The 19,251-nt window shown below is 63.4% G+C and carries 17 protein-coding genes and 1 riboswitch; of the genes, 15 read left to right on the top strand and 2 right to left on the bottom strand.

Going from position 1 to position 19,251, the window contains the following annotated elements; all coding sequences use genetic code 11:
* Positions 1-197 precede the first annotated feature (197 nt).
* Positions 198-1,391 carry an MFS transporter gene (locus H7687_RS04185; RefSeq protein ID WP_246404572.1) on the top strand — a complete coding sequence of 398 codons (1,194 nt, stop codon included), beginning with the start codon at positions 198-200 and terminating at the stop codon, positions 1,389-1,391.
* Between the two features lie 7 nt (positions 1,392-1,398).
* On the opposite strand, the gene H7687_RS04180 is transcribed toward H7687_RS04185, so the two are convergent.
* Positions 1,399-1,593 carry a 4Fe-4S binding protein gene (locus tag H7687_RS04180; protein ID WP_183345415.1) on the bottom strand — a complete coding sequence of 65 codons (195 nt, stop codon included), beginning with the start codon at positions 1,591-1,593 and terminating at the stop codon, positions 1,399-1,401.
* A 181-nt stretch (positions 1,594-1,774) separates the two neighbouring features.
* Here H7687_RS04180 and elbB point away from each other — a divergent pair, with 181 nt between their 5' ends.
* Positions 1,775-2,431: an isoprenoid biosynthesis glyoxalase ElbB gene (elbB, locus tag H7687_RS04175; protein WP_183345412.1), complete on the top strand. Its 657-nt coding sequence runs from the start codon at positions 1,775-1,777 to the stop codon at positions 2,429-2,431.
* Positions 2,432-2,582: 151 nt separating this feature from the next.
* On the opposite strand, the gene H7687_RS04170 is transcribed toward elbB, so the two are convergent.
* Positions 2,583-4,271 (bottom strand): radical SAM protein, encoded by a 1,689-nt coding sequence (locus tag H7687_RS04170; RefSeq protein WP_183345410.1) that lies wholly within the window; start codon positions 4,269-4,271, stop codon positions 2,583-2,585.
* A gap of 227 nt (positions 4,272-4,498) precedes the next feature.
* Here H7687_RS04170 and H7687_RS04165 point away from each other — a divergent pair, with 227 nt between their 5' ends.
* From H7687_RS04165 to H7687_RS04110, 13 genes are all read left to right on the top strand, one after another.
* The gene (locus H7687_RS04165) at positions 4,499-4,756 is read left to right on the top strand and encodes an acyl carrier protein (protein ID WP_183345408.1); all 258 of its coding nucleotides are present in this window, start codon (positions 4,499-4,501) and stop codon (positions 4,754-4,756) included.
* 24 nt (positions 4,757-4,780) lie between these two features.
* Positions 4,781-5,431, top strand: coding sequence for a GNAT family N-acetyltransferase (locus H7687_RS04160; protein ID WP_183345406.1), 651 nt, complete (start codon positions 4,781-4,783; stop codon positions 5,429-5,431).
* Between the two features lie 21 nt (positions 5,432-5,452).
* Positions 5,453-6,439, top strand: coding sequence for an agmatinase family protein (locus H7687_RS04155; RefSeq protein ID WP_183345404.1), 987 nt, complete (start codon positions 5,453-5,455; stop codon positions 6,437-6,439).
* Between the two features lie 18 nt (positions 6,440-6,457).
* On the top strand, positions 6,458-7,114 hold the full coding sequence (locus H7687_RS04150; protein ID WP_183345402.1) for a hypothetical protein: 657 nt from the start codon (positions 6,458-6,460) through the stop codon (positions 7,112-7,114).
* A 20-nt stretch (positions 7,115-7,134) separates the two neighbouring features.
* The gene (locus H7687_RS04145) at positions 7,135-8,283 is read left to right on the top strand and encodes an acyl-CoA dehydrogenase family protein (RefSeq protein ID WP_183345400.1); all 1,149 of its coding nucleotides are present in this window, start codon (positions 7,135-7,137) and stop codon (positions 8,281-8,283) included.
* An 18-nt stretch (positions 8,284-8,301) separates the two neighbouring features.
* A complete protein-coding gene (locus H7687_RS04140; RefSeq protein WP_183345398.1) occupies positions 8,302-9,873 on the top strand; it encodes an amino acid adenylation domain-containing protein in 1,572 nt (523 codons plus the stop codon).
* A 138-nt stretch (positions 9,874-10,011) separates the two neighbouring features.
* Entirely contained in the window at positions 10,012-10,563 is a 552-nt protein-coding gene (locus tag H7687_RS04135; RefSeq protein ID WP_183345396.1) for a hypoxanthine-guanine phosphoribosyltransferase, read from the top strand.
* A gap of 1 nt (position 10,564) precedes the next feature.
* A complete protein-coding gene (locus tag H7687_RS04130) occupies positions 10,565-11,875 on the top strand; it encodes an NCS2 family permease (RefSeq protein ID WP_183345394.1) in 1,311 nt (436 codons plus the stop codon).
* A 380-nt stretch (positions 11,876-12,255) separates the two neighbouring features.
* Complete coding sequence (locus tag H7687_RS21905; RefSeq protein WP_246404570.1) at positions 12,256-13,446, top strand: nitrate- and nitrite sensing domain-containing protein; 1,191 nt, start codon at positions 12,256-12,258, stop codon at positions 13,444-13,446.
* A 6-nt stretch (positions 13,447-13,452) separates the two neighbouring features.
* Positions 13,453-14,244 carry a methyl-accepting chemotaxis protein gene (locus H7687_RS21900; RefSeq protein WP_246404568.1) on the top strand — a complete coding sequence of 264 codons (792 nt, stop codon included), beginning with the start codon at positions 13,453-13,455 and terminating at the stop codon, positions 14,242-14,244.
* Positions 14,245-14,535: 291 nt separating this feature from the next.
* Entirely contained in the window at positions 14,536-15,006 is a 471-nt protein-coding gene (locus H7687_RS04120) for a DUF3015 family protein (protein WP_183345392.1), read from the top strand.
* Between the two features lie 138 nt (positions 15,007-15,144).
* On the top strand, positions 15,145-17,046 hold the full coding sequence (locus H7687_RS04115; protein WP_246404565.1) for an Lnb N-terminal periplasmic domain-containing protein: 1,902 nt from the start codon (positions 15,145-15,147) through the stop codon (positions 17,044-17,046).
* 118 nt (positions 17,047-17,164) lie between these two features.
* Positions 17,165-17,241, top strand: a riboswitch (cyclic di-GMP riboswitch).
* Positions 17,242-17,519: 278 nt separating this feature from the next.
* Positions 17,520-19,118 (top strand): hybrid sensor histidine kinase/response regulator, encoded by a 1,599-nt coding sequence (locus tag H7687_RS04110; RefSeq protein WP_183345389.1) that lies wholly within the window; start codon positions 17,520-17,522, stop codon positions 19,116-19,118.
* Positions 19,119-19,251 lie beyond the last annotated feature (133 nt).

Here is a 19,251-nt window from a genome sequence, read left to right as displayed (position 1 = left end):
CAACAGGATTTCCGGTGCATCCGCAACCAATTGAAGAGTAGGGTAAAGAACCCTGTTGTCAACAGCGGTGAAGTCATTTACAACAGTGGTGCTGAACGAGATATTGTCACGCGCCAGGCGCACTGCCACACTGCCAGTAAGAACCGGACCCGCTCGCTATGACATCCACCGTTGAGGCAGGAAATTTCCAGCAATCAGTGCTGAGACACCGACCGTTCCGGCTTTTCTGGCTGGCGCGGGTCTGCTCTTCCATTGCGCTGCAGATGCAGGCAGTCGCCGTGGGGTGGCAGATCTACGCCCTTACCGGCTCCGTCTTTTACCTGGGGCTGGTCGGCCTGGCACAGTTCCTCCCCATGTTCCTGCTGACGCTGGCGGTGGGGCACGTCGCCGACCGCTACGACAGAAGGCGCATCGCCGGCACCTGCCAGGTATTGGAAGGCCTCGCGCTGGCGCTGCTTGCGCTGGGTTCCCACGGAGGCTGGCTCGGCAAGGACGCCATCCTGGTCATCGTTTTCGTCGCCGGGGCGCTGCGCGCCTTCGAGGGTCCGACCATGCTGGCCCTGGTGCCGTGGCTGGTGCCGCAGGAGCTGATTCCCCGTGCCTCGGCCTGGTCCGCCTCGGCCAACCAGACCGCCAGCATCGCGGGCCCGGCTTTGGGGGGACTTCTCTACGCCCTCGGCCCCACCACGGTCTACACCAGCGCCGCCCTGCTCTTCTTCGCCGCGAGCCTGCTCCTGTCACGGATCCGCCTGGACCGCGCACCGGTGCCGCGCGAACCGGCCACGGTGCGCTCCCTCTTCGCGGGGATCGCCTTCATCAGGAGCCGCCAGGAAATCCTGGGCGCCATCTCGCTCGACCTCTTCGCGGTGCTCTTAGGTGGCGCCACCGCCCTCCTGCCTGTCTTCGCCCGGGACATCCTGCATACCGGCCCGTTGGGCCTGGGGCTGTTGCGCGCCGCTCCCGCCATGGGTGCCCTCGGGGTATCCCTGTTCCTCGCCCGCCGCCCGCTGCGGCACCGGGTCGGGCGCACCATGTTCCTGAGCGTGTTCCTATTTGGCGTCGCCACCGTGGTCTTCGGGTTATCCACCTCGTTCCCGCTCTCCATGGCCGCCCTGATGGCGTTGGGTGCGGCGGACATCGTCAGCGTCGTGATCCGCGCATCGCTGGTGCAGATCGAGACGCCGGACGAGATGCGCGGCAGGGTAAGCGCCGTCAACTCGATGTTCATCGGCACCTCCAACCAGTTGGGGGAGTTCGAGTCCGGGGTCACCGCGGCGCTCTTCGGCACCGTGCCGGCGGTGCTGATCGGCGGCGTCGGCACCATGGTGGTCGTGTTGTTGTGGATGAAGCTCTTTCCGAGGCTGCTGCAGGTGGACAAGCTGGGGGAATGAAAAGAATTCAGGAGATGGCGCGTACCGGGCAGGCGGGAAGACAGGCAAGGCAGCCGTCGCACGCTTTCGGCTTGACCAGCAGGGCGTGCTTGCGGTAGCCGGCCACTTCCAGGGTGAGATGCCGGCCGGGGCAGGCGGCGACGCAGCGACCGCAGCCGGTGCAGCGTGGGACGTCTATTTCGGGTTTTCTAGTCTCTGTCATAAGTTGATCGGCTACTGTCACAGACGTGCCGTTGACAGCTCCGCGGTTGGTGAAGGCGGCGAAGCTGTGACATTCTGACGCAATAGTTCTTTCAGCAGCCGCCAGAACCACTTGCACAGTGCCAACATCGCGCATAGAATATCGCAATCGACCACTAAACTACAAGACAGGAGGCATCTGCATGAAGAAGATAGGCGTAATACTTTCCGGCTGTGGCGTGCGTGACGGAAGCGAAATTCACGAGGCGGTGCTGACCCTGCTCGCCATCGACAACAGCGGCGCCAAGGCAGTCTGCTTTGCCCCCGATATCGAGTTGGACGAGGTGAACCACCTTACCATGCAGGACACCGGGGCCAAGAGGAAGGTGCTGGTCGAGGCGGCGCGCATCGCACGCGGCGACATCGCCGACGTGAAAAGCGCCAAGGTGGAAGAGTTGGACGCCATCGTGCTCCCGGGCGGTTTCGGGGCGGCCAAGAACCTGTGCAGCTTCGCCTTCGAGGGCTCCAAGGGGAGCGTGCAGCCGGACGTGCTCAAGCTGATCCGGGACATGGCGGCGGCGAAAAAGCCCATCTGCGCCATCTGCATCGCCCCGGCGGTGGTCGCCCTCGCCCTGGGCAAAGACCTCGCCCCCAAGCTCACCATCGGCAACGACCCGGGCACCGCCCAGGCCATCGACGCCACCGGGAGCAATCACGTCGAATGCCCGGCCACGGAATGCGTGGTGGACCGCGACAACCTGATCGTGTCGACCCCGGCCTACATGCTGGCCGGCGGCATCGCCGAGGCTGGCAAGGGGATCGAAAAGGCCATCAAGGCCACCCTGGAACTGATCAAGTAGCGCAGCACCGTTACCCCCTCCCCCCGGAGGGGGGAGGTCGGGAGGGGGGCACCCAACAGCAGCCCCCTCCCTGTCCCTCCCCCTCCGGGGGCGGGGACGCAAGGTGCTACTTCTCTTGCTATCCTATCTGCCCTTATCTGCCCGACTCGCCTTACTCTCCATTCAACTCAGCCGTCCCGCCCAACGCCTTCCGGTACTCCCGCAGCAGCCTGGCGGTATCCCCGCCGTCGATGAAGTCCCAGGGGAGCATTTCCTCCAGCGCGATCTCCCGGCACACCAACGCCTCGGCGTCGAATCCCTGCTCCCGCAGCGCTTCCTTCCAGTTGCCCAGCCGGTCGGCGGCCACCAGCAGCCCCGCCAGCCTGCGGTCGCCGCGCGACAAAAGCGCCTGCTGGAAGGCCTCGCGCGGGCTCTCCATCTGCAGCTTCAGGTTGGACAACCGCCCCAACTCCTTCTGCAGGAACTTCCATTTCTTCTCCAACGACTTGACCGGTTCCATGGCGCACCACTGGAAGGGCGTGAACGGCTTGGGGATGAAGGGGTTCACCGAAAGCTGGATCTCGCCCAGGCGCCGGTTTTCTTTGGCGGCAGCGACGACCCGCTCCCGGATCTTCTTCACAAGCGCAACCAGTTCCCCCAGGTCCTCGCCCGTCTCGGTGGGAAGCCCGATGATGAAGTACAGCTTCAGGTTCAGGATGTCGTGGCTCACCAGCATGTCACAGGCGGCCAGGATCTGCTCCTCGTTGATCCCCTTCTTGACCAGGTCGCGCAACCGCTGCGAGCCCCCCTCCGGCGCCAGCGCCACCGACTTCTGGCCACTGGCCTTCAAGGCCTCGATCATGCGCCCGTCCAGGTGGTCGATGCGGAAGGAGGAAACCGAGAACTTGCCTCCGGCGGCGACGATGTCGCAGCAGAGCTCGCCGATCCCGGCGTAGTCGGAAACGGCCGCGGCCACCAGCCCGACCTTCCTGCCCTGGGCCACCCCCTTGAGCACCTCCTGGCGCACCAGTTCCGGCGACCGGCTCCGGTAGGGAAGATAGATGAACCCGGCGGCGCAGAAGCGGCAGGCACGCGGGCAGCCGCGGGAGATCTCGACCAGGTGCATCCCGGAGAACTCGGTGGCGTCGGTGTGGATCTCGGTGACGGTCGGGCGGCTGTCGGGATCTGGGTCCCAGACGCGGCGCACTTTTACCGGCGCGCCGGGAGCGGGGTGGAAAGCCACCTGGCGCACCCCGTCATACTGCGGCTGATAGAGCGAGGGAACGTAGATGCCGGGGAGTTGCGCCGCTTCGAGGAGCAGTTCCTCGCGCGACGGCGCCCCCCGCTTCAGCAACTCCAGCAGAGGGGGAAGGGTGGGCTCGGCCTCGCCGATGCAGACCAGGTCCAGAAACGGGGCGACCGGCTCGGGGTTCAGAAAGAGCGCCGCTCCGCCGGCCAGGACCAGCGGCTGCAACGGCGAGCGCTTGGCGGCGTACGGCTCGATGCCTGCCAACCTGAAGATGGCGGGAAGGTTCAGGTAGTCGCTTTCAAAGGAGATGGAAAAGGCAATCAGGTCGAACGAGGAAAGGGGGCGCTGCCCCTCCAGCGACAGCAGCGTGCCCCGGGTCCTTTGCAGTTCTTCCAGTTCGTCCCGGTCCGGCAGATAAGCGCGGTCGCAGCTGATCTCCGCCTGCGCGTTCACCATGGCATGGACCGCCTGGAAGCCGAGGTTGCTCATGGCGGAGTGATAGCGGTTGGGATAGACCAGGCAGCAGGAGAGCCGTCCGCCGCTCTTGCCGCGACCGGGGCCGCTTTCACCCGCCAGCAGGGTCCGTTTTCTTTCGATGATCTTCCACGACATTGCGCCAAGGTAGCATCTTTGGCCGCCCCAGTGGAACAAAAAAGACCACCCTTGACAGCCAAACGGGCAACTGTACACTAAGGTGCGTGCCAAAGATTACAGTTTTGTAATTATAATACGTCAATCACAAGTCACTGCGCCGGAGCCAACCCGGGACAGGGCCGAAGCAGGTGCGCTGCTGCGCCGATAGTGCCCGCGCTCTGCTCCCCATGATTGAGGAGGAAGAGATGACGGATTACACCGATACCATCAGGTCGTTCATAGAAAACGAGATGGCAGGTCCCGGCCCCAAAGTCACCCTATCCCCCTCCGACTCCCTCATAGACAAGGGGATCGTTGATTCTCTCGGGGTGCAGAGACTGATCGCCTACCTGGAAAAGGAATTCGGAGTGCAGATCGCGGACACCGAGATAGTGCCGGAGCATTTCGAGACCATATCGGCCGTGGCCCAGTTCATAAACTGGAAGCTGACGGCCAAGGAGTAGCCGAGCACAGGCGTTGGAGGGGTGATGCTTCAGTACTGCAAGATGCGACTGGTACAAGCCCGCGACATGGTGCTCATCTCCGGATGGCGCAGCCTGCTGGGGGAGATCTTCTACCTGAACCGGGTGGCGGTGCCGGTAGAGATACCGCTCGACGCTCTGCGTCCGGTCACCGACTTCACCCGCCCGGCCGACGAAGCCGTCGTGGAACTGAGCGGGGAACTCCTCGGGGAGCGGCGCATGGAATACCGGTTCCAGAGCAGGTACCTCAAGGCGCTCAGCTATCTGGGCAAGGGTTACCGCGGCTTCGGTCTGGTGAAGGGGAACACGGTGGTGGGAGACGTCTGGTGCGCCGACAAGCGGCAAGGCGCTGACTGCGGCAGCCACCCCGATGAACAATGGCTGGGCATCCAGTGCAGCCCAGGGGAGGCCTACACCTTCGACATGTTCGTGGACCCGGCGCACCGCGGGGGCAATGTCGCGGCCGCGCTGCAAAACGGCATGCTGCACCTGCTGAAAAAGAGGGGGGTAACCAAGGCCTACGGTTTCTTCTGGGCCGACAACGTGCCGGCGCTCTGGGTGCACCGGACCCTGCGCTGGCGTGAGCTGAAGCGGGTCAGGGCGACACGCCTGCTGCTGACGAGGAAGGTGCACGTAACCGGCCAGAGCGCAGGCTAAGGCCGCCGCAAAGGAGCCACCATGAACAGCAAAGAAATCCCCATGGTCCCCAATAGAAAAGCCTCCCTCCCCAAGGTGTACGGGGACACGCCCTCGTTCCTCGGCGTCCCGGTGCTCGATCCGCGCAATCTCCCGGGGGGGTGCGATGTCATCGTGGCGGGGGTCCCCTGGGAGGGGACGGTGACCTGGGGCTCCTTCAGCAGTTGCGAGCTCGCGCCGCGCAGCATCAGACATGCCTCGGCGCGCTACGGCGGGTTCCTCCCGGAATACGAGATCGACCTGTTCGACCACCTGCAGTTGGGGGACATGGGCGACGTCCCGGTCAACCCCAACGACCCCGGCGAGACCATGGCCAACGTGCATAAGGCGATGCTGGCGGTGTACCGCAGCCGCAGCATTCCCTTCGTGTTGGGTGGCGACCATTCCTTCACCCCCGAGATCGTGAAGGCGCTCGGGGAGTCGGGCCAGGGTGAGATCGGCATCATCCACTTCGACGCCCACCTGGACAACGCCAAGTCGTTCGGCGCCGACCTGTTCCCGCGCTGCGGCCCGTTGCACCGGATCGCGCAGCTCCCCAAGGTGCGCAAGGAGAGCATCGTGCACATGGGGATCAGGGGACCGAGAAACTCGCCGGCGCAGTACGAGTACGCCCGCAGCATGGGGGCGCGCATCTTCACCACCAAAGAGATCCGCGAGCGGGGCATGGTGGAGGTGACCCAGGAGGCGATTGCGATCGCCCACGAAAAGACCAGGCACGTCTTCGTCACCATCTGCAGCGACTGCATCGATGCCGGCTACAACCCGGGAGGGCCGGCCGATTTCAACGGGCTTTTGCCCACCGAACTGCTGCCGGCGCTGCAGACCATCGGGCGTTCGGGGATTGACGGACTGGACTTCGTCGAGGTCTACCCGGGGCAGGACCCGCACGGATACTCCTCGCACCTGGCCGCCTGGGCCATGATCTACGCCCTGTCCGGGGTGGCCCAGCGCAAGCGGGACCAGGGCTGAGCGCGACGAGGGGGCGAGATGCACCGGGACCTCCAGGACTTCTGGCATTTCTCCAGACCGTACCGCCTGTTCCAGCGCGTCGCCAGCCTGAGCCACGACCTGCTGGACCTGGACCACAACCTATCGCCGCAGGCCCGCCAGGCGCTGGAGCGGCTGAACCGGGACCGGGTCGCCAGCCATCTCGCCATAGCCGCCTTGGAGTTGCCGTCCTATGCGAGGTGTGACCGATGCCAAGGTGCCTGCTGTCGGGAACCTGCCGACAATTACTTCACCGCCATCGACTATTGGCTGCGTCGCCATACCGATAGCAGGGTCGTCGGGTACGCAGTCCGCCCCCCCGTACCCTTGGCTGGCTACCTGACAATGCGCCTGGGCGCGGCATGGCACCGCTTACAACCAGGGCGCCCCGGGGTGCCGGCGGCAAAGCCATCTGGGGACCGCTGCGTCCACCTCGGGCCGCGCGGTTGCCTGCTGCCCCATGTCGAGCGTCCCCTGAAGTGCCTGATCTACGCCTGCGACGGGCTGAAAAGATCCCTGGACGAGCAGGCCCGCAGCCGCTACGTGGCCGCGATAAAAGAACTGCAAAAGATTTCCATCGGCACATTCGAGGTACTTAAACAGGAAGCGGGGCGGCCTGCCCACTACGGGGTCGCCTCTCTCTTCTTCACCCTATAGAGTGAGCCGGAGAGGCCGACATGGACGCGAGCACCTTCAGCACCGAGCAGGAAAACTTCAAACAGATGGCGATCGACTTCGCCCGGCGCGACCTGAACCAGGGGGTCAAGGAGCGGGAGAAGCACGGGGAGTTCTCCGAAGAGGGTTGGCGCAAGTGCGCCGAGTTCGGCATCCCCGGCATCACCATGCCCGAGGAGTACGGAGGGCTGGGCCTGGACACCATGACCGCCGTCGCCACCATGGAGGGGCTCGGCTACGCCTGCCGCGACAGCGGCCTCATCTTCTCGCTCAACTCCCACATCTGGACCTGCGAATCCCCCATCAACCGCTTCGGCACGCCGGAACAAAGAAAGCGCTACCTCCCCCGCCTCATCTCCGGGGAAGCCAAAGGGGGGCACGCCATGACCGAGCCGGAGGCGGGGTCGGACGCCTTCAGCATGCGCTGCCGGGCCGAAAAGCGCGGCGACCGCTACCTGTTGAACGGCTCCAAGACCTTCATCACCAACGCGCCGATAGCCGACCTCCTGCTGGTCTTCGCCGTCACCGATCCCAGCAAGGGATTTGCCGGCGTCTCCGCCTTCATCGTCGACAAAGGAACCCCTGGGTTCACGGTGGGCCGCCCGCTCGACACCATGGGACTGAGGACCTGTCCTTTGGGTGAGGTCTTCCTGGAGGATTGCGAGGTCCCCGAGGAAAACCGGCTGGGCGCGCAGGGCGCCGGCGCGGCCATCTTCAACTCCGAGATGGAATGGGAGCGAAGCTGCCTGTTCGCCGCGCACCTGGGGGCCATGGACAAGATCCTCGAGGAGTGCGTGGAGTACGCCCGGCAGCGGCGCCAGTTCGGCCAGGCCATCGGCAAGTGCCAGTCGGTGTCGCACAAGATCGCCGACATGAAGCTGCGCATAGAGCTCTCCCGCCTCATGCTGCACCGGGTCGCCGGATTAAAGAGCGCCGGCCGCCGCGCGCCGCTGGAATCGGCCATGGCCAAGCTCTTCATCAGCGAGAGCTACGTGCAAAACGCCACTGACGCCCTGCAGATCCACGGTGCCTACGGCTACTGCACCGAATTCGACTTCGAGCGCAACCTGCGCGACGCCATTGCCGGGAAGATCTACTCCGGCACCTCCGAGATCCAACGCAACATAATCGCAACTTTTCTGGGACTTTAGGAACAGGGGGGGGACGCCATGTACCTGCTGCAGCAGCTTTTGACCCAAAGTGCGGCAAGGTTCCCGGAACGGCAGGCCGTGCTGTTCAAGGAGCGGGCGCTCTCCTACCAGGAACTGGAGCAAACGAGCAACGGGCTGGCGGCCCTTCTGATCAGCCACGGCGTCAGACGGGGCGACCGGGTCGGCATCCTGCTGAACAAGTCGATCGAGTGCGTCGTGGCAGTCTTCGCCATTCTCAAGGCCGGTGCGGTCTACGTGCCGCTCGACCCCGCCTCTCCCGCGCCGCGGCTCTGCTCCATCATCAACCATTGCGGCATACGGCTCGCCATCGCGTCGGTCGAACAGCTGGAGCGGATCATCCCGGAGGGGGGCGAAGGACTGAAGCTGGAGCAGGCGGTGGTGACGGCGCCGGGCGGGGCGATTTCCAAGGTGAAGCTGATCCCCTGGGAAAACCTGGAGCAAGAGTGCTGCCCGCCCCTCTCTCCCCAGGTCTGCGGTGCCTCGCCCGCCTACATCCTGCACACCTCAGGCTCCACCGGTTCACCGAAGGGCGTGGTGATCTCCCATCTCAACGCCCTCACCTTCGTCGACATGGCCACCGACTTCTTCGCCATAGGCGCCGGAGACCGCCTGGCGAACCATGCGCCGCTGCACTTCGACCTTTCCATCTTCGACATCTTTTGCGCCATCAAGGGCGGGGCCACCGTCGTGCTGGTGCCCGAGTCGCTGTCGGCCTTCCCGGTGCGCCTGGCCGAGTTCCTGGAGCGCGAGGAGATCACGGTATGGAACTCGGTGGCGTCGGTGCTGACCAAGCTGGCCGACCAGGGCGCCCTGGAGCGGCTCACGCTGCCGCGGCTGCGCCTGGTTCACTTCTCCGGTGACCTCATGCCGGTCAAGTACCTGAAGGTCCTCAAGCGCTTCATGCCTGCCGCCGCCTTCTACAACATCTACGGCCAGACCGAGGCCAACTCATCGCTCTTTTTCCGGCTGCCTGAGCAACTGCCGCAGGAAGCCTGGAAGATACCGATCGGCACCCCTTTCCCTAATTTCGAAGTCTTCGCCATGGACGAGGACGGAGAGGTGGTCACCGAGCCCGGGAGCGAGGGGGAATTGCACGTTCTGAGCGCGACGGTGGCGCTTGGGTACTGGAACGATCCCGTCCGCACCGCCGCCCACTTCACCCCCGACCCCCGCAACCCCGCCAGCCACGCCAGGGTCTACCGCACCGGCGACATGGTGCGGCTGGACGCCGACGGCAATTTCGTCTTCTCCGGGCGCAAGGACCACATGGTAAAGAGCAAGGGCTTCCGCATCGAACTGGACGAGATCGAGGTGGTCCTGAACAGCCATCCCGAGATCAGGCAGGCGGCGGTGATCGCCATCCCGGACGACCTCACCGGCAGCCGCATCGTAGCCTACGTCTCCCACGTCGAAGGCGCCGTGCTGGAGACTGCGGACCTGATCGGTCTGTGCGGCGCGCACCTTCCCAAGTACATGATTCCCGAACGAATCATCTGCTGCCCGACCCTCCCGGTCACCTCCAACAGCAAGATCGACCGCAAGGCCCTGGAGCGCGAATTCTCCCCTTGACCCCTCCGCAAGCCGGTCCACATCCCCCCCGCACCCGTATACGGGAAACCCCAACTAATGAAAGTTCAATTAGTTGTTTTTACAGCATAAATCTGCTATGGTTCGGCGGCTTTAAACAAAAGTTCCGAAGGAGCGGAAATGGTACTCAAAGACATGGAGGACATTCGCCAGAAGGCGGATTGTCTGAGGTCGGAGCAGGAAGTCGAGGAGGCGCTGTCACGCATGGCGCGGGAAATCGCTGAGCGCCTGGCGGGGACCGACCCGATCGCGTTCTGCATCATGAACGGCGGGCTGTTCGTGACCGGCAAACTGGTGGACAAGCTCCCCTTTGCCCTCGAACTGGATTACCTCCACGCGACGCGTTACGGCGCGGAGATGTTCGGCGGCAACCTGCTTTGGAAGGTGAAGCCGGAACGCTCCCTGAAGGGGCGCACGGTGCTGTTGATCGACGACATCCTCGATGAAGGGGTGACCTTGGCCGAAATCACCAAGTTCTGCCGGGAGGAGGGGGCCGCCGAGGTCTACACCGCCGTCCTGGTGGACAAGATCCATGACCGTAAGGCGCCCGGTGCCAAGGCCGACTTCGTCGGGCTCGAGGTCGAAGACCGCTTCCTGTTCGGCTGCGGCATGGACATAGCAGGATACTGGCGCAATCTGCCCGCACTCTACGCAATGAAGGAGCAAAACTAGCATGACCTCCCGTATAGCCACGTACTTCCAGTTCCAACGCTACGGCACCAGCATGAAGCGCGAGATCATCGCCGGGCTCACCACCTTCCTCACCATGGCGTACATCATCATCGTCAACCCGGCGATCCTTGAGAATGCCGGCATCCCGCGCGGCCCCTCCACCACCGCCACCATCATCGCCGCCGTGTTCGGCACCGTGCTGATGGCCTTCTTCGCCAACCGCCCCTTCGCCATCGCCCCCTACATGAGCGAGAACGCCTTCATTGCGTTCGTCGTGGTAAAGGTGATGGGTTACTCCTGGCAGACCGCGCTGGCAGCCGTCTTCTTCGCCGGGGTCATCTTCACCCTGCTCACCCTGTTCAAGGTCCGCAGCTGGCTCGCCGAGTCCATCCCGCTGTCGCTCAAATGCGCCTTCGCCACCGGCATCGGCCTGTTCCTCACCTTCATCGGCCTCAACGAGACCGGCATCGTCGTGCTGGGCGTCCCCGGCGCGCCGGTGAAGCTGGGCGATCTGTCCCAGCCTTCCGTGCTGCTGGCCGTTTTCGGCCTGCTCTTCACCGTGGTGCTCATCTCCCGCAAGGTGCTGGGCTCCATGATGATCGGCATCGTGGTCACCACCATCGCGTCGATCATCCTCAAGGTGACCCCGCTGCCGCAGTCCTTCGTGAGCATGCCGCCGGACATCACCCCGATCCTGTTCAAGCTCGACTTCGCCGGTGCCTTGAACCCCGGTTTCTTCCCGATCATCCTGACCATCTTCATCATGGCCTTCCTGGACACCGTGGGGACCCTGCTCGGTCTCTCCATGCGCGCCGACCTCTTGGATGACAACGGCAACCTCCCCGAGATCGAGAAGCCGATGCTGGCCGACGCTCTCGCCACCGTGGCCGCACCGCTTTTGGGCACCACCACCACCGGCGCCTACATCGAGTCCGCCGCAGGCATCGAGGAAGGGGGCCGCACCGGCTTCACCGCCCTGGTCACCGCCCTGTTCTTCCTGCTGGCGCTCTTCTTCGCGCCGCTGTTCACCATCGTGCCGGCCCATGCCTACGGCATCGCACTGATCGTGATCGGCTCCTACATGATCAGCCCGCTGGCGAAGATCGACTTCGACGACTTCACCGAACTGGTGCCCGCGTTCCTCACCGTGGTGCTGATGATCTTCACCTACAACATCGGCGTCGGGATGACCGCCGGCTTCATCGCCTATCCGCTCATGAAGGGCGCCACCGGCCGCATCAAGGAAATGAAAGGCGGCATGTGGGTGCTGGCGCTGCTCTCCCTCTCCTACTTCCTGTTCGGCGCGAAGTAACCCTTCGTCCACCTGCCGTTGTTCGGCGAGCCGCTGCCCCCGCAAGGGAGCAGCGGCTTTTTTGTGCCCCAAGCCCCCAGCGCAGCCCCGCAGCCCCGCAGCCCCGCAGCCCCACAGCCCCACAGCCCCACAGCCCACAGTTCAGCTGCCCAGCTGCCCAGCCAAGCCCAGCCGCCAGTCCGTCCTGCCTTTCCCACTCCCATCACTCCCATCGCCATTGCTCCCGCCTGCGGGAATTTCCCCTAAAGTTTGCCGCCCACCGCGCCGATAGCTGAAAGCGAATATCAAAGGCAGCAGGTCATGCTGTCATAAAGCGCCGCCAGTCGCGCCCAGGCGCTGGGTTAAGAGCTGGAGAATCTCGCGCAAAGGAAGGAACGACCATGTTCAGGAATCTGAGAATCCGCACCAAGCTGTCGCTGATGATCGCCGTCCCGGTCTTCGGGATGGTCATCTTCTCCATTTACAACGCAAACAAGGACTACACCGCCCTGCAGGGGCTGGTCCAAACCCAGAAGCTGACCGCCCTCGCGGTACAGGTAGGAGAACTGTCACACCAGATCCAGAAGGAACGTGGCTACACCTCCGGCTACCTCAACGCCAAGGGGACCAAATTCCGTGAGGAATTGGCCGGCCAGAGGGCCAAGGTCGACCGGGAAATTGAAGCGGTTGCCGGTTTCCTGAAGACGAACGAGGCATCGGTACTGTTGGTGAAACCAAGCCTCGACGCTGCGGAGAGCGCCATCGCCAAGCTCAAGGAGACCCGGACCGGAATCGACTCCCTCCAGGTCACCGGCGCCCAGGCCTACACCTTCTACACCGGCTTGATCAACTCCTACATGGACGTCGTGGCCGCAGTCGCAACCACCAGCGGCAAGCGCGAGGTGATGCGCCAGGCGACGGCCTATTACAGCTTCGTAAAGGCCAAGGAGGAGACCGGGAAGGAACGGGCGGCGCTGAACGCGGTGCTGGCGGCGGATGTCCTTGACCAGGAGAGACTGCAGCGAACCATGACCATCCTCGCGGCGCAACAGGACTACCTGGACATGTTCCGCAAGTTCGCTTCCCCGCAGGCGATAGCCGCCTACGAGGAAAAAGCTAAGGCGCCGGTCTTCGGCAAGGTCGAGGAGATCAGGGGCGCGGTGCTGTCGAAGGGACTGTCCGGCCACTTCGGCATCCCCGCGGAGAACTGGTTCCCCGTGATCACTGAGAAGATCGATAGCATGAAGCAGGTCGAGGATGTGCTGACCACGGAAATCCTGGCCACCGCCGGTCGACTGGCGCACGATGCCCGCCTTACCCTTATTCTGAGCCTGGTCCTCGCCGGCGTTGCCAGCCTCGGGACCTGCCTCCTCGGCGTCTTCATCTCCCTGGGCATCACCCGCCCGCTCTCCCGGATGCTCGGCATGCTCAAGGACATCGCCGAGGGGGAGGGGGATCTCACCAGGCGGCTCGAAGTCGGGCGCAAAGACGAACTGGGCGAGGTAAGCACCTGGTTCAACCGGTTCATCGACAACGTGCACGGCATCGTCTCCCAGCTCTCCCGCAACACCGGCCAGCTTTCCGTCTCCTGACAGCAGTTGAGCGCGACCGCGGTACAGATCGCCACCGCCGCCGAGGAGGTAGCCGCACAGTCCGGGACGGTGGCGACCGCCAGCGAGGAAATGAGCGCGACCTCCAACGACATCTCGAGCAACTGCTCCCAGGCCGCCGAATCCTCCAACCGTGCCAGCGAAACCGCCCGCGGCGGCGCCCAGGTGGTACAACAAACCCTGGTCGGCATGCAGAAGATCGCCGAGCGTGTGAAAGAATCGGCCCAGACCGTCCAGAACCTGGGCACCCGCTCAGACGAGATAGGAGCGATCGTCGGGACCATCGAGGACATCGCCGACCAGACCAACCTCCTCGCGCTCAACGCCGCGATTGAGGCGGCCCGGGCCGGCGAGCAGGGGCGTGGCTTCGCCGTGGTGGCGGACGAGGTGCGGGCCTTGGCGGAACGCACGACCCGGGCAACCAAGGAGATCGGCGCCATGATCAAGGCGATCCAGAGCGACACCAGCGGCGCCGTGGCAAGCATGAAGCACGGGGTGCAGGAGGTCGAATCCGGCATGGAAAGCTCGCGCCGCTCCGGTGCTGCGCTGGATGACATCATGAACGCCATCAACGAGCTCACCTCCCAGATCCACCAGATCGCGACTGCAGCGGAACAGCAGACCGCGGTCACCGGCGAGATTACGGCCAACATCGGCACGATAACCGACGTGGTCTCGGAGACGGCGGGCGGCGCCCACGAGACGGCCAAGGCGGCGACGCACATGTCCGGCCTCGCCTCAGAGCTGCAACAGATCGTGGGGCGCTTCAAACTGGCATAGCCAGTCACCACTGAAAGGCGGGAACCATCGTAGCGCACCGCCAGCTTGAGATAGAAAAATCGGGGCACGTTCCTGATCACATCCTGCAGTTAAAAACGACACGCGAGCCTCCTCTGCTAAAGGGGAGGCTCGCATTCGTTTGCGCTGTTTGCCGCCTCTCTCCGGAACTGACTTGTGCCTTTATTTCGCCGGCTTTGAAGTGGCAGCTCCATCTTTTTCAGCGTTTGAGTTGACAGTGACGAAGTGCCCCATATACTTGCGTTACAATTTCCTCACAAAAGGAGAACGACCATGAAAAAGCTGATGATGGCATTCGCACTCACTCTTTTGATCACCGGTTCCGCCTTTGCTGCCGGCCAGGCACACACCAACACCGGGTGCGGCCTCGGCACGATGCTGTGGCAGAACAAGGCCGACGGCTCGATCCTGTTCGAGATCCTGCAATCGACCACCAACGGCACCTCCGGCACCCAGACCTTCGGTATCACCTCCGGTACCTCCGAGTGCGTCAAGCCGGGCAAGATCGTGCAGAACGAGAAGCTGAACGAGTTCGTCCGTGCCAACATGGACAACCTGGCCAAGGAAATCGCCATGGGCAAAGGCGAGACCCTGGACACCTTCGTCGAGATGATGGGTGTTCCCTCCACCCAGAGCGACGCCTATAAGGCGAAGCTGCAGGCCAACTTCAACAAGATATTCACCTCCGACAAGATCGTCATGGCCGAGGTCATCGACAACGTCGTCACCGTAACCAGCAACTGATCCTAAAGGCACATACGCCACCCGGGGTGCACAGCGACAACTGTGCACCCTTTTTAGTCTCTGGAGCATGCCTCCGCTACCGTTACTTGTAAAAGCAGCCTGTCCCCTTTTCTTCTTTTCTTTAAAATGAACACTGGAATGAACATGACCCTGCTGCGCCGCATCCTCCCCATCCTACTGCTGCTCATTTCCGCCCCCCTCCCCGCGATGGCGGGCGACCTCCCCTACCGCGACCAACTCATCAGGGAAGCACGGGCCAAGCGCCTCTGGGAGCAGCGCCCCTGGCAGATCCTGCTGCATTACAAAAAGGCCCTGACCGGCGGCACGGTAAGCCGCATTTCCGACCCCAACTTTTTCCTCGCCCCCACCGGCAGGACCGACCCGGAGGCGGAACTCTCCGCCACACTGGCAGCATTCTTCCAGCCGGAGGCGCCGGACGGAGAACATCCCATCTGCCGCTTCCCCGCGCGCCTGGCGTGGCTCAGCGAGGAACTTACCATCGACCCGGCCCGTCTCCCGGCACCGCTGTGCTCGGAGCAGCAGGAACAGATCAGGACCATCGATGCGCGTTCGGCGGTGCTGGTTTTCCCGGTGGGGCACATCAACAGCCCCGCCTCCATGTTCGGCCACACCCTGATCAGGATCGACAGCTCCAGCAAGAGCAACCTCATCTCGTATGCGGTGAACTACGCGGCCGACGCCACCGACTCCAACGGCTTCCTCTACGCCTTCAAGGGACTCACCGGGCTGTACAAGGGGTACTACTCCCTGATGCCGTACTACCAGAAAGTTAAGGAATACAGCGACCTGGAGCACAGGGACATGTGGGAGTACCGTCTGAAGCTCTCCAGGGAGGAGGTGGAAAAGCTGCTGCTGCACGCCCTGGAACTGCAGCGCATCGCCTCCGATTACTACTTCCTGGACGAGAACTGCTCCTACAACCTGCTCTTTTTGATCGAAGCGGCCCGCCCCACGCTGCACCTCTCCGACCGCACCGGACTGCTGGTCCACCCAACCAACACCATCGAGATCGCACAGCAAAGCGGCATCCTGGAGCCGGCGGTCTATCGCCCCTCCCAGGGGGCGCGCATCGTCCAGGTCGCTTCGCTGCTCGACGACCAGGGACAGCAGGCCGCCCTGGAAGTGGCCCAGGACCGGCGCACCGCCGCGAGCGTCGCTGCAATGGCCATCACCGAGCAGGCAAAACGGGAGGTGCTGGATCTCGCCGCGGAGTTGGTGCAGTTGCGTCTGGCCCGCAAGGAACTGGAGCAGGATCCGTATTCGAAGCTCTACCTGAAGCTATTGGCCCAACGCAGCGCACTCGGTACCGGGAGCGAGGCCGCCTATGCCGTCACGCCCCCCGCCCCCCCCGACGCCGGGCACCACACCTCCAAGCTCGGCCTGGGAGGGGGCGTGCGCCGGGGGGACTGGTATGGCGCGATCCATCTGCAGCCGGAATTCCACAGCCTGCTCGACCCGGACCAGGGCTACCTGAAGGGTGCCCAGATCAAGTTCTTCGACACGCGGGTCGATTACGTGCCGGAAACCGGGCGCCCGCGGCTGCGCACCCTGCACCTCCTTGACATCCTTTCCACCGCTCCCCGGGACCGCTTCTTCAAACCGTTCTCCTGGAAGGTCGCGGCCGGTTGGGACACCGAGGTGATGCAGGACGGCAGGGATTCCCTCATCTTCAGGCTGAACAGCGGCGGGGGCGCCGCCCGCAGGTCCCCCTTGGGCGGCATCATGTACGGCTTCGCGGAGATCGACGTCGATGGTGGCAGGCACCTGCGCGGAACGGTGGCTGCGGCGCCCGGCATCAGCCTTGGTTGGCTGGAACAGGTCACGGAGTCGTGGAAGGTAAATTTGGAAGGATCGGCCTTTTGCTACGTCGTCGGAGATGAGCGCATCTCTGTCAAGGCGACGCTGGCACAGAACTTCCGGTTGGCACAGCAACAGAGCCTGAGCCTTAGCATGACTGTCGGGGATGTCTCAGGGCACACCATTTCTGAACACAACCTGCTGTGGAACTTCTATTTCTGACAAAAGTGATCTTTTAGTGATTGAACTCACCAGGATAGTGATGGTACGTGCTGTCATTCCATTGACTTGACATGAGGCGAAGAGCATAATGGACAAAAATTAAATACATCAACAAGATACACGATAATACTCAACCATCCGCGAGGATGGGGCGGAAAGCCTATTGGGTCTCTCCGAGACAGCCGGGTTGCCGAAATATCATTCGATATTCTGCCCCGGTTTTTTTGCGTCCAGTGCAGAGAATGGAATGCAACCGGGAGGAATAGATAGGCCATGCACCGCTTGCTCCTTGGTTCCGTCACGGCTTCCCCCCCGCTCACTGCAAGGCGCCACATCACGGGAGCCCCCATGAAACCAGAGCTTGGCTGCGGCAGCCTTACTTTTCCCTGGCACCCCGGCATGCACCTGCAGTGCAGCTACCGGGAAGGCCGACCGCTCCCGCAACGTTTCGTTCCCGATTTGGGGGTGACGACATGCCAGTAGACGGCGATCTTACCACGCAGTTTCTTTACGAAGCTCTCAGCCGCGGCAAAAGGGAATGGGAACTCACCTTCGATGCCGTCCCCGACCTCATTTTCATCACCGACACCCAACACACCATCACCCGCGCCAACCGCGCCATGGCCGACCGGCTCGGCATGCGCCCGACCGAGATCCCGGGCCGCAAATGCTACGAACTGTTCCACGAGATCGGTGAGGCTCCCGGCACCTGTCCCTTCTTGAAACTGCTGCAGGACGGCGAGGCCCCCCACGTCGAGATGGAGGAAAGGCACTTGGGCGGCTTCTTCGAGATCTCCGTCTCCCCCTTGTACAACGAGCTGGGCGAAGTCGCTGCCTGCGTGCACGTCGCCCGGGACGTGACCGAACGGAAGAAGGCCGAAGAATACCGGCTGGCCCTGGAGCAGCAACTGCAACAGACCCAGAGACTGGAAAGCCTCGGTGTCCTCTCCGGCGGCATCGCCCATGACTTCAACAACATCCTGACCATCATCCTCGGTCATTGCGCCATGGCCCGCACCGCCACCCCCAAAGAGATACAGAAGCACCTGGAGCAGATCGAACAAGCCGGGAACCGTGCGGCCGACCTGTGCCGCCAGATGCTCAACTACGCGGGCAAAAGCCCCCTGGTGCAGACCGAGATCGACCTCAGCGTCCAGGTGCGCGAAGTGGTGAGCATGCTCCAGCCTGCCTTCAAGAAGAAGGTCGCCTTCAAGTACCTGATCGAGCCGAGCCTCCCCCTGATCAAGGGGGACCAGGCACAGGTGCAGCAGATCATCATGAACCTCGTGGTCAACGCGGTGGAAGCGATCGGGGACCGGAGGGGGACCGTCGGCATCTCCCTCGCCGAGCACACTATTGCGCCCGACGAAGGGAGCTGCGACGCCTTCGGCAACACCATCGCCCCGGGATCCTACCTCTGTCTCGAGGTCAGCGACGACGGTTGCGGCATGAGCGAGGAAACGCGGCAGCGTGTCTTCGACCCTTTCTTCAGCACCAAGTTCACCGGGCGCGGCCTCGGGATGTCGGCCACGATCGGAATCATCAGAAGCCACAACGGGGCTCTGCAGCTTTCCAGCACGCTCGGGGAGGGTTCCAGCTTCAGGATCTTCTTCCCGACGTGCCCCGCCCCGTCCCCCCGCCGGGACGCAGGCCCTGCCGTGGAACCACCACGGCAATCACAGGAACGACTGAAAGGGACCGTCCTGCTGGTTGACGACGAACCGGAACTGCGCCAGGTCGGCACGGTGCTCTTGAACGGGCTGGGCCTGAGCGTCATCACGGCCTGCAACGGTCGCGAGGCATTGGACATCTACCGCGAACGCTCCCGGGACATCGACCTGGTGTTGATGGACCTGACCATGCCCGAGATGGACGGGGTGGAGGCCTACCAGGAACTGCGCCGGGAGGCCCCTGCACTTCCCATCCTCTTCTGCAGCGGCTACGGTAAGAAAGAGGTGTCACCCTTCATCGACAGCGATCCCAACGCGGCATTCCTCGCCAAGCCTTACAACAGGGAACAGATGCGTTACATGCTCAGAAAGCTGCGCGACTGCGCAGTCAGCGGATCGTAGCCCCTTCCCGCCGCGGCCGGCCTGCCAATCCACGGCCTGCGCCCAAAAACACTCCTGCCTGCTTGTCGCCAGCCTTCCACCCGATACAATTAGCCACTGTTAATCCGACAACACCTTCCCTCCCCCATAGGGG

Source organism: Geomonas paludis (assembly GCF_014193585.1).
Taxonomy (GTDB): Bacteria; Desulfobacterota; Desulfuromonadia; order Geobacterales; family Geobacteraceae; genus Geomonas; species Geomonas paludis.
This window is presented reverse-complemented; position numbering and strand designations above follow the sequence as displayed.